The following is a 12,277-nucleotide window of genomic DNA, read 5'->3' on the forward strand; positions in this document are numbered from 1 at the left end:
AAAACAAAAACGGTAGTAAGTGATATGGTTTAGTCGCCAAACAAAAATCATACACAAACTACCGTTTTCATGCCGAATCATACTTTCCTATCTTCATTCTGGGAAGGCTTTAAAATAGTAAAGTCTCACCAGACAGCATCACTTATTACACTGACTCTTAAACCTAACTCTGAGGCTAAATGCCTTTGCGGTCTTGAAGCCGAGGCTATCCATGAGTATCAATGGCGTCATGTGAAAGAGGCCATGTTGTTCAGTGTTCCTGTTGAACTTTCCGTTCAAACTCGAAGGATTAAGTGTCGTGACTGCGGCATAAAAACAGAGTCTCTATCTTGGTTGGAGCCTTATGCTCGTATAACGAAACGCCTAAAAAGCTATATAGAACAATTACTGCCTCTTCTTCCAATTAAGCATATCTCCCAGTTAACGAGCGTTCATTGGCACACCATTAAAGAGATAGATAAACGTCGACTTCGCCAAGTTGTACCTTCGGTGAAATGGGAGGAGTTAACGCAACTCGTCATGGACGAGTTCGCCATCTTTAAAGGGCACCGATATGCCACAGTCATCGCTGATGCTAAGACTCACCAAGTCATTTGGATAGGGTTAGGCCGTAGCCGCAAGGACATACGACCGTTCTTCGAGCAGTTAGGCAAGCATGGCAACAATATCGAAGCGGTCGCAATGGACATGAATACGGCTTTTGATCTTGAAGTTCAAGAGCACTGCCCGAACGCAAAAATCGTTTACGACTTATTCCATGTTGTTGCTAAGTTCGGTCGTGAGGTGATGGATAGAGTCAGAGTCGACCAAGCCAACAAACTCAAGCAAGATAAAAAAGCGAGGCAATGGGTCAAGCGTTCACGCTGGGTATTGTTGAAAAATAGAAGCAACTTAAATCCACGGCAAGATAGTTACCTTACCGAAATATTGAATATCAATAAGGACTTAATGACCACTTATATACTCGGTTCACAACTCAAAGAGCTTTGGTATTGTGAATCAGAAGCACATGCTAAGGGGAGGTATGGTGGGCACAAGTGCAAGAAAGTGGAATTAAGCCATTGAAAGAGTTCGCACGAAAACTGAGGCCTTATCTTCACGGTATTATTGGATCGGCAAGTTATCCGCTCAACACCTGCACATTGGAAGGGATAAACAACAAAATAAAGTTAATCAAGCGAATGGGGTATGGGTATCGAGATACAGACTACTTCTTCTTGAAGATAAAAGCGGCTTTCCCCGGAAAGCCGCGATGAACCTTTTTTTATGCCTCGAATCTAGCCTTTTTGAATAACTGATAAGACCACTCATACCTTGTGGTTAATCTCAATAGAACTTGTTTGAAGTCACACGCACAAAACCACAATTAATGTATGGTAATGAGTGGCGGCACGCTTGTAATACCGTGCCGATAATTATTTTTTGAGCGTGACTCGTACGCAAACTTGAAGGTAGGACTCAATATGATTCAGATCGTTATTGATGGGAAATTTCGAATCGTCGAACAAGGGCAGACCGTGCTTGAGGCGGCAAAAACATGTGGTCTAGAGATCCCATCTCTATGCGGTTTGAATAAGACAGGGGACAAAGTCCCGTGCGATCTGTGTGTGGTTGAAGTGGATGGTGTGGGTATGACTCGTTCCTGTGAGCTTGAAGTGTCCAACGGCTTGAACATCACAACTCAATCTAAACAGCTAACTTCTCACAGACAGGACGCGTTGAATCGAATCATGGCAGACCACTATGCTGACTGTGAAGCGCCGTGCCAAACTGCTTGTCCGGCGGGAGTAGATATCCAGTCTTACCTACATCATATTGCACAAAATGATCATACCAAAGCGATCGAAGTCATTAAGAAAACACTGCCGATGCCACTATCGATTGGTCGTGTGTGTCCGGCCTTTTGTGAAACCGAGTGTCGAAGAAACTTAGTCGATGATTCGATTGCGATTCGCCAACTCAAGCGACACGCAGCCGATGCTGATTTAGCAGCTCAAGAGAGCTATATGCCGCCGAAGAAGGCGAGCAAAGGCAAAAGTATAGCGATAGTTGGGAGTGGCCCTGGTGGCTTAACAGCGGGCTATTACCTATCGAATGAGGGTTATGATGTCAGTGTATATGAGTCGATGCCTAAAGCTGGTGGTTGGTTGCGCTATGGCATCCCAGAATATCGCTTACCAAAGTCGATTCTAGATAAAGAAATCGAACTGATGTGTCGTAACGGAATGGTTGTAGAGTGTGACAAGAAGCTCGGTGTCGATTTTACCTTGTCAGATCTTAGTCGTGATTTTGATGCGGTCTGCTTAGCTGTCGGTGCATCACAAGCCGTTGAAATGAATTATCCAGGTAGCGACCTTGGCGGTTGTTATTTAGGTGTTGATTACCTGAAAGATTATGTCACCGACAAACAGTTCACTACGGGTAAAAAAGTGGCGGTTATTGGCGGTGGTAATACCGCAATTGACTGCGCACGAACGGCGGTTCGTGATGGTGCTGATACCACACTCATCTATCGTCGCACGCGAGATGAAATGCCAGCTGAAGATTACGAAATCGAAGAGGCTGAACACGAAGGCGTTAAGTTCCACTTCTTGACTAACCCAGCTGAGAATATCGCTGATGAAAATGGCCATGTATCAGAAATTCGATTAGAGCGCATGGCGCTTGGACCTGCTGATGCGTCTGGCCGTCGCAGTCCTAAACCAACAGGTGAGTTTTTTGTTGAAGCATTCGATACGGTCATCGCAGCTGTTTCGCAAAAGCCAGACCTAAGCTTCATGGATAACGAAGAGATTGATATCCCACTGACACGTTGGAACACCGCGGACGCTGATCCGCAAACCATGCATACAGGTACCGGTAACATATTTAGTATCGGTGATTTCAGACGTGGTCCAGCGACTGCAGTAGAAGCAGTAGGAGACGGACGTATTGCTGCACAAGCGATCGACCGATTCTTCAATGGTGATATGGAAAATATTCCGGTTAAACCGTTTAACTCAAGAAAGCATAAGCAGCTTAAAGCGGTCGATCCTGAGCAATATAAATCGATACAACGTATGGCTCGAAAAATTATGCCGGAGCTGACTCCAGAGCAGCGTGAGCAAAGCTTTGAAGAAGTCGAAACTGGCTTTGATAATGCCGATGCCATTGCAGAAGCGGCAAGGTGTTTAGAATGTGGTTGCCAAGCCAACACGAAGTGTGACCTACGTGATTACTCGACTGAGTACCAGGCAACTCAAACGCATCCTGAATACAAAATCGATATTGCTTCAAATGAAAGCTGGCAAGCGATTCGCGCAGAAGAAGCGAAAGTGGGTTCAACAAGACAGAAGTTTGCTGTCGACAATAGCTCTGAATTCATTATTTTCGATGCTAACCGCTGCATTAGTTGTGGGCAGTGTATTCAAGCATGTCGCGAACAGAATGTTCATGGCGTCCTAAGTTTCATGAATCAGACTGATGGCAAGCCAGCTTCAAGGCCTGAGTGTCGTCCAAATTTCGGGGTGAACCAGACCTTAATGGGCGACTCGAACTGTGTTCAATGCGGTTCTTGTATTCAAGCATGTCCAACCGGTGCAATGGTGGATGCTCGTGATAGAAAGCAAGGTGACACCGACGTTCTCAAGAAGGTCGATACCATCTGTACCTACTGTGGTGTGGGCTGTAAGCTAACCATGCATGTCGATGAAGCGAAGAATAAGATTCGTTATATCGAAGGTGGTGACTCTCCGGTTAACGAAGGCATGCTGTGTGTTAAGGGGCGCTTTGGTTTTGACTTCGTGAGTAGTGATGCTCGCCTCACAACCCCATTGATTCGTAAAGATGGTTGGTTGCAACCTGCGAGTTGGGAAGAAGCCATCACGCTGATTGCCGATAAGTTCACTGCGATTAAACAAGGCTTTGGCAGTAATGCATTAGCAGGTTTCTCATCGGCTAAAACCACCAATGAAGATAACTATGCGTTCCAAAAATTCATTCGCCGTGAGCTTGGTACCAACAACGTCGACCATTGTGCTCGCCTTTGTCATGCCTCGACAGTGACTGGACTTGAGGCTTCGCTGGGTAGTGGGGCGATGACTAATGATATCCCAAGCATCAAACACTCGGATGTCATCTTCATCATTGGCTCTGATACTACATCCGCACACCCGATTATCGGCTCGCACATAAAGCAGGCGGTAAGACATAACGGTGCGCGTTTGATTGTCGCAGACCCAAAAAGAATCGATATTGCCGATCATGCTGAGCTTTACTTAGCACATCGACCGGGTACAGACGTGATGCTAATCAACGGTGTGATGCAGCAAATTATCAAACATGGTTGGTATGACCAAGATTACATTGATGAACGTGTGGAAGGCTTTGATACCTTGTTGCAAGAGGTGATGTCGCCAAGTTACTCACTAGACAAAGTAGAACTGGTGACAGGCGTTAAAGCTGAAGATATCTTCGCGATGGCGCGCTTGATTGGTACCGCAAAGCGCACGGCGGTTTATTACTCCATGGGCATTACGCAACACACGACAGGGCACGATAACGTTCGCTCTATTGCTAACCTGCAACTTCTGTGTGGCAACATTGGCATTGAAGGGGGCGGTATCAACCCGTTACGCGGTCAATCCAATGTTCAAGGTGCGTGTGATATGGGGGCATTGCCAAATAACCTACCTGGGTATCAGAAGGTCTATAACCCAATGGTGCGTCAGAAGTTTGCGATGGAGTGGGGTATTACTGATTTACCAGCGGAGACCGGACTAACACTCACCGAAATTATTGACGGTGCATGTAACCGAGAGGTTCGAGCCTTGTACGTGATGGGTGAAAACCCAGTATTGAGTGACCCAAATCAAGCGCACGTGATTGAAGGACTTGAGGCGTTGGATTTCCTTATTGTGCAAGACATCTTCTTAACGGAAACGGCGCAATATGCGGATGTGGTTTTGCCATCTTGCTCATTTGCAGAAAAGTCAGGTCACTTCACTAATACTGAGAGACGCGTGCAGCGCATCAATCCTGCGGTATTACCTCCGGGGGAAGCGAAGGAAGATTGGGCCATCATTCAAATGCTGGCGAATGCCATGGGTGGTGGCTGGAACTACCAGTCGGTAGCTGATATCACTAACGAGATTGCTTGTGTAACACCACAGTACGCAGGTTTGCGTTGGGATAACATTACGGTGAATGGTGTGCAGTGGCCAAGCAATAAGAACAATCCAGACGGCACACGTATCATGCACCAGACTCAGTTTACTCGTGGACGTGGCCAAATGGAGGCAATTCCGTTTCGTTATGCCGCTGAGCTTCCGGACGAAGAGTACCCGTTGGTGCTCACGACAGGGCGTATTTTAGAGCAGTTCCATACCGGAACCATGACACGTAAAACCAAAGGATTGGATAACCTAGCGGGGCCGAGAGCGATGGTCAGTGTTCATGATGCCGAGGCCTTAGGGGTTTCCAATGGTCAAATGCTTAGGGTATCAACACGTCGTGGTGAGATTGAGATTGCAGCGTTTGTGACGAAGCGAATGCAAAAAGGGGTGGTGTTTATTCCATTCCACTTTGTAGAGTCTCCAGTGAACCGCTTGACGATAACCGCGACCGATCCACATGCCAAGATCCCAGAATTCAAGGTGGCGGCAGTACGCATTGATCCAGTGTGTGAGCCTGAAGTTAAAACAGCACAGGCAGAAGCCTAGCTGAATTGCTTAGAATGAAATAGCAGGCATTAAAAAGCCGCGTAACTCTGAGAGTTATGCGGCTTTTTTATTAAGCTTGGTAATTATTGAGTTAGCAAGCTAGCAACTGATAGAGTTCTAAGTTCAGTTGTAGGCTTAGCTTGAAACAATCTCATTACTGTGAACACCAAATTGTTTTGCAGCGTAAGCAACACGCTCAGCAGGTTTTGGGTATTCAGCGGGTGTACCAAGGTTTTCAATATGCTGTAATCTAGGAAGTAGACCTGCTCCGTTGGCGATTTGGATAGCCAAACCTGGACGAGCGTTAAGCTCAAGTACCATTGGGCCTTCTTCTTGGTCTAGAACCATGTCCGTACCCATGTAACCCAAGCCAGTCATTTCCCAAGCGCTTGAAGCAAGAATCAGTAGCTTTTCCCAGTGAGGAACTTGTAGCAGTGCCAGTTCTTTACCTGTGTCTGGGTGATGCGTCACTGGTTGGTCAAATTGAACCGCGCGTACCGCTTTGCCCGTTGCAATGTCAATCCCTACACCAACAGCACCTTGGTGAAGGTTAGCCTTGCCATCAGAAGCTGAAGTAGAAAGACGCATCATCGCCATAACAGGGTAGCCTTTGAATACGATGATACGTACATCAGGCACGCCCTCGTAACTGAAACCGTCAAAACATTCGTCAAACTTAATCAGGTTTTCTACTACGGCAACGTCGTTCTTACCACCTAGTGAGAAAAGACCTGCAAGAGCGTTACTGATGTGACGCTCTACATCTTCTTCGTTAATGGTTGAGCCAGACGGCTTAGTGTAAACGCCGTCCTTGTGTGAGGTGATGACAAGGATGCCCTTACCACCACTCCCTTGAGCTGGCTTGATTACAAAACCCGGCCACTCTTTAACCATCTTGTGGATTGTCTTTACTTCAGCTTGGTGACTGATCACGCCGATAAGTTTAGGCACTGTCGCGCCTGCTTGTTCCGCAATGATTTTAGTCTTTAGCTTGTCATCTACTAACGGATACTTGGAGCGATCATTGTAGCGACCAATATAGCTATGGTTACGCTTGTTCATCCCCATGATGCCTTTGTCTTTCAACTTAAACGGCGAAGTAAACTGTTCAAACATAACTTAATCCTCCGCTAGCGGTTTAAAGCGACGTAGCTCAGTTAAGCGGTAACCAGTGTAAGTACCTAGTAGTAAAATACCACCTAGGACAATCAGTTGTAGACCGATAAAGTTAAATGTTAGGTGTTGAATAAACGGGTTAGTCATTGCTAAGTAAACAAGTACGGCAGTCAATAGTGAGCCACCACCTTGAAGAACCACTTCTTTCGCGCCTTCTTCTTCCCATAGGATAGACATACGTTCGATTGTCCAAGATAGGATGATCATTGGGAAGAACGTAATAGAAAGACCTTCAGTTAGACCCACTTTGAAAGCAACCACGGTAAACACAGAAATAATCATGATTACCGTGATAATCACCGCGGATATTCTGGCCACCAGTAACAGGTTGAGCTTGGATAAGTAGCTACGAATAATAAGGCCTGTGCCGACAATCAGTAAGAAACCGACAATACCCGTAACCAATTGTGTTTGAACAAAGGCTACTGCTATCAGAACAGGCATGAAAGTACCAGATGTCTTCAAACCGATGATAACGCGCAAGAACACAACAATCAGAGCACCGATTGGAATTAGCATGATGGTTTTAAACATCGCTTGCTCTTCTAACGGTAGGCTGTGAATCGATAGGTTCAACAATTGGTCTGCAGAGACTTTGCTGTTGGTTGCTTCAGTAGGAGTAATCTCTTGAGCAATCATAGAGAAGTGAACTTTACTGTTTTGACCACCAACAACATCTAACAGAGATACGTTCGACTCGTCCCAGATAAGTAGGTTTGGTTGAACTTGTTGTTCGCTTGATTCAGGGGAGAACAGAATCCACTGATCGTTATCCCAAACTTGGATCATGTTCTGAATGGATTGACGACGGCGACCATCTTCTAGCTCGATAACACCAACCACTTTGTTGTGGATTTTTGCTGCCGAAAGTAGCTTGTGTGTCGCTTCTACTTTGGTCATGTTGTTCAGAAGCAGCGCTGAGTTTTGGCTGTCTGGATCGTTTAGCGTTTTGATGAGCTCACGAGTGAAGGTTAGGTTGTCCGCTGAACGCTTGGTTGCGCGGTCAATCAAAGCAATCGATGCTGCTTCTTCTGGTCCATCGAAGCTTGGTTGAGCAACTTCACCTTCTGGTGGGTTCTCAGTAACTTTTGCTTGGCTATCGACTAAGAATTGAGTTTTGTAGTAGATGGTTTGTGGGCCATCAGCATAGCGTATAGACCATTCAGCACGGCGACCTGATTCGGTATTCAAGTAAGAGATACCGTAGCCTGGTGATGAAGCTGACTCGCTGATTAGAGTGTAGTTAGACTGAGTATGAGGAGCCGCTAATGAAACCTTCGCTTCTTTGCCTACTGCATTGAATTCGATACGAGCTTCAATGTCCCACACCTGTCTGGTTTCCCCTGGGGTCCAAGGAACACCATAGGTCGTATGTCTGAACATACTCAGTGCTATACCTGCTGCAATGAGCAGGAAAATAGAGATATAAAATGGAATTCGTGACGTCATAGCTTACCCTACTATTGTTATTTGGCTTCCGTTTGTACGTACTGTTTACTTACATCTACTAGCGCGATGTCTTTGATAAATTCGCGCCCTAGTAATACAGGGTGACTCATTTGAGAACGATCCGCCAATGTAAATTGCGCTTTTTCATGGATTTTTCCAACTTTAACCCATAATTCGATCACAGCTCGACGTTCTGCTTGGTCGGTCGTTGACTGACGGATTTTCACATAACGTACGACAGGCGCTTCAATCCATTTTTGATCTTCTGTCGCTTGTGATTTATCAGCTAGGTGGAATCGCACCCAATCTTTGCCATTACGTTCGAATTCTTTGATATCGACAGCATTCAAAGAGGATGTTGTTGCACCCGTATCAACACGAGCATCGAAGCTTTGTTTGATAGAGTCGATAGAGACTTTTTCGATGCCACCAAGGATTGTAGGCTGTGAAGTTGGAGCAACAGGAGCCGCTGCAACAGCGACTGGCTCTTCTTCTTCCAGTTCTTCAATCACTTTGTGTTCCATGCTGGTTAGGTGGACATCAAGCTGTTGGGAAAGGGTTGTTATTTCGTCTTCTAAGCTTTCAATGTAATCACTTTGATTGCTTAGTTGCAGTTCAAGATTTTGAACCTTATTTGCGATGTTTGTCTCTGAGCGGGCAATAGCGTCGAGAGTTTCTTGGTGGTAGGCCGCACCATTAGTTAGGGTACAACCAGAGAGCAAACCAACCGCCACAATTGGCGATAATCGCTTAAACATAAAAAAAACCTTTGGGAAATTAGAGAATAGTTCAGACTATTTAGAAGTTTAGCCCACAAAAAAGGATGCGTGAAGCATCCTATTGTAAGAGTCTGGTCATATTGAATCGCAATGTGAGCGCTACGCCAATTATTGCTATTTGAAATAGCTCATTTATTAAACATTGATCTGTTTTAGAAAATAAATGAGCTCTAGAGACAAATTTTGTTACGATGCAATTTTGGCTTTTGAATATTTAGTTTATGGCTTGGTTGCGATAAGAATAGCGCGTCTCGGCGCAGGGTGACCTTCAACAGTTTTATTTGGGTCGTTCGGATCTAGGTAATCCGGCAGAGAGTTATGGGTCATCCACTCAGTGGTGCGCTGTTCACCAATTGTTGTGACATTCTCATCCACGATGCGTACATCTTTAAAGCCAACTTGTTCAAGCCAGCGTTTCAGTGCACGAGCAGAAGGGAAGAAGTACACATTTCTCATCTGTGCATAGCGATCAACAGGAACCAATACTGCGTTCTCATCGCCTTCAATCACTAGAGTCTCAAGCACTAATTCACCGCCAGACACTAATTGGTCCTTCAGTTGAATAAGGTGATCCAGTGGAGAACGACGGTGGTACAGCACACCCATGCTGAATACTGTGTCATAGGCTTCAAGTTTTGGTAGCTGTTCGATACCCAAAGGTAGAAGATGAGCACGTTGATCGTTGCCCATTAACTTACGAATAGCTTCAAATTGAATCAAGAATAGGTGAGAAGGATCAATACCCACAGTTAAGCGTGCCCCTTCACCTAGCATGCGCCACATGTGGTAGCCGTTACCACAGCCAACATCTAGCACCGAGCGGTTCTTCAATGGAGAAATATGTGGAAGCACACGATCCCATTTCCAGTCACTGCGCCACTCTGTATCGATATGGATGTCGTGAACGGTATAAGGACCCTTTCTCCATGGGTGGAACGTTTTCAATAAGCTTTCTAGCTTTTTCAGTTCACCTGAGTGGTATGGCGTAGAACTACCAATCGTCACTGAATTTTTCAGGTCAACTTGATCTGGTACGTCTTGTGGAATTTTGTTTAACGCGCGTAACCAACGATCGAAATCACCGTGCTCTGCATTTTGCCAATCCGTCAGTTGCTGTGGCAAAACATTAAGCCACGGCTGTAGGCGAGTATCTTGGGCAATAAGTTGATAAAAATTGGCAAAATTAAACATAGTTTTTCACTGAATTGGTGGTGTAAAAGTTATCGTGTCATTCACTACAGTGAGGATGACGTTCTAGTGCGAGCTAAACGGGTTTGTGCGCTACTTAATCGCGAACATTGAACCAAAGTTAAAGCATTGGAACCATACTTCGCTGCTTGAGAAGCCAATCTTATCAAAGCGCTCTCTGTGCACAGGGATAGAGTCTGGGCGCATCACGTTTTCAATCGCGCTGCGTTTTTGGCTCACTTCAAGTTCGCTGTATCCGTTAGCACGTTTGAAATCATGGTGTAGATCGATAAGCAGATCGTTCGAGCTTTCATCTTCGAATACGTATTTCTCAGACAAAATTAGAATTCCGCCTGGGCGCAGGCCAGCATGAATTTTCTCAAGTAGGGCGTAGCGATCGTCTGGCGATAGGAACTGCAGCGTGAAGTTAAGCACCACTACCGAAGCATCTTTGATTTCGACTTCGCGGATATCGGCTTCTATGACTTCTACAGGCGTGTCGCTGCGGTAAGCGTTAACGTGCAATTTGCAGCGCTCAACCATCGCTTCTGAGTTATCGATAGCGAAAATTGTGCAGCCTTCTTGCTGGATGTGACGACGCATGGAAAGTGTTGCAGCGCCAAGAGAACAACCCAGGTCATAAACGTTTGAATGCGGTTTTACGAAACGCTCCGCTAACATACCGATAGCTGAGATGATGTTGCTGTAGCCAGGAACTGAGCGTTGAATCATATCCGGGAATACTTCTGCGACCCTTGCATCAAAGGTGAAGTCTCCAATTTTATCAATAGGAGCGGAAAAGATGTTGTCTTTGTTGCTCATGGCATTCTCTCTCGACAGTCAGCGTTATTGGTACAAAGCTCGTACCAAATAAAAGGGGGCGTATTTTACGAAAAAATAGGACTGCTGTCACGAAAACTCAGATTACTGATGAGGATTACTGTTGTATGTACAAGAAGCCTTAAAACATCGAGATTTGATGATTGCCTTTTTGAGCTGGAAATTGCTCCAGGTCAGGTAGTAATAGTGACGTATTTTCAGACACTTGTTTTTGCAATAACTCATAGATGGCGCTCGCGAGTTCCGGCGCATGATTGTTGTCTGGGGTGTGGATCATTAAGTACGGTTGTTTGCCGTCAATTAACCACTGCGGGATTTTGCTAAACCAAGGTTTGAAAAACTCGATATTTGGCGCTTGGTCAGGGTGACCAATAAATCGAATCATTGGATTATTGGCCGTCGCAATGGCATGAACAGGCACGCGTGGTTTTTTCTGATGGGCATCGATTACCGCTTCTGTGGTTGGCGGCGCAGAAAAAACAGGGCGACTATCCATAATGATGCGGTTAATACCTTCCTCCACAAGCCATTGGTTAAAGCGCTTTTCAGCATCGCCTTTATCAAAGAAACCCAAATGGCGAACTTCAACGCCGAGCTGCATCTCCTTTGGAAACAAGGTACAGAATTTTTGCAGAGCAGGAAGCATGCTCGGTTCAAAAGCGTGTGGTAGCTGTATGGTCCACTGACCTATGCGATCGTGAAGAGGTGACATCGTCATTAAGAACTCTTTGAGCTCGGCTTGGCAATGTCTAAGTTGTTGCTGGTGCGTGATGAATTTGGGCAGTTTAAAGGTGAACCTGAAGTCATCGTGGCTTGCCGCTTTCCAGTTATGCACCGTAGTCATACTCGGCGTCGCGTAAAAGGTCGTATTGCCCTCTACGGTATGGAAAACTTGAGTGTACTTTTCAAGGCGCTCTGCGGGCTTGGTGCCTTTACCGTAGAACTGACTTTGCCACTCAGAATGAGACCACATGGTTAATCCAAGTCTTAGAGGTAAAGTGTCCATCGTTTTTGCACCATTAGTCATCACATTACTGCTTTTAATCGAAATGAAAATCTACTGTACGAGACTTTTGCTGATTAAGGTACTTTCGAGATATAATTATCGCAATTTTTTTGGTTTTGGTGAATCTTTGCGCGTTTGAT

General features: G+C 45.5%; 7 protein-coding genes and 1 pseudogene. 2 read left to right on the forward strand and 6 right to left on the reverse strand.

Features of this window, described 5'->3' with window-relative positions; genetic code table 11:
* Positions 1-69 precede the first annotated feature (69 nt).
* A pseudogene (locus tag L1D55_RS04000) lies at positions 70-1,256 on the forward strand (ISL3 family transposase).
* A gap of 207 nt (positions 1,257-1,463) precedes the next feature.
* The gene (gene fdhF / locus L1D55_RS04005; protein ID WP_239916593.1) at positions 1,464-5,699 is read left to right on the forward strand and encodes a formate dehydrogenase subunit alpha; all 4,236 of its coding nucleotides are present in this window, start codon (positions 1,464-1,466) and stop codon (positions 5,697-5,699) included.
* Positions 5,700-5,834: 135 nt separating this feature from the next.
* Here fdhF and L1D55_RS04010 read toward each other — a convergent pair whose 3' ends face one another.
* The 6 genes from L1D55_RS04010 to L1D55_RS04035 all read right to left on the reverse strand — a co-directional run bounded on the left by L1D55_RS04010 (position 5,835) and on the right by L1D55_RS04035 (position 12,137).
* A complete protein-coding gene (locus L1D55_RS04010) occupies positions 5,835-6,815 on the reverse strand; it encodes an alpha-L-glutamate ligase-like protein (protein ID WP_102424593.1) in 981 nt (326 codons plus the stop codon).
* 3 nt (positions 6,816-6,818) lie between these two features.
* Entirely contained in the window at positions 6,819-8,324 is a 1,506-nt protein-coding gene (locus L1D55_RS04015; RefSeq protein WP_239916594.1) for an inactive transglutaminase family protein, read from the reverse strand.
* 17 nt (positions 8,325-8,341) lie between these two features.
* The gene (locus tag L1D55_RS04020; RefSeq protein ID WP_004741100.1) at positions 8,342-9,082 is read right to left on the reverse strand and encodes an ATP-dependent zinc protease; all 741 of its coding nucleotides are present in this window, start codon (positions 9,080-9,082) and stop codon (positions 8,342-8,344) included.
* Positions 9,083-9,322: 240 nt separating this feature from the next.
* Positions 9,323-10,294, reverse strand: coding sequence for a tRNA 5-methoxyuridine(34)/uridine 5-oxyacetic acid(34) synthase CmoB (cmoB, locus tag L1D55_RS04025; protein WP_239916595.1), 972 nt, complete (start codon positions 10,292-10,294; stop codon positions 9,323-9,325).
* A 90-nt stretch (positions 10,295-10,384) separates the two neighbouring features.
* Entirely contained in the window at positions 10,385-11,113 is a 729-nt protein-coding gene (gene cmoA / locus L1D55_RS04030; protein ID WP_239916596.1) for a carboxy-S-adenosyl-L-methionine synthase CmoA, read from the reverse strand.
* A gap of 139 nt (positions 11,114-11,252) precedes the next feature.
* Entirely contained in the window at positions 11,253-12,137 is an 885-nt protein-coding gene (locus L1D55_RS04035; protein WP_239916597.1) for a DUF72 domain-containing protein, read from the reverse strand.
* Positions 12,138-12,277: the final 140 nt, after the last annotated feature.

Origin of the sequence: Vibrio sp. Isolate22, assembly GCF_022398115.1 — a bacterium.
In the GTDB taxonomy this organism is placed as follows: Bacteria; Pseudomonadota; Gammaproteobacteria; order Enterobacterales; family Vibrionaceae; genus Vibrio.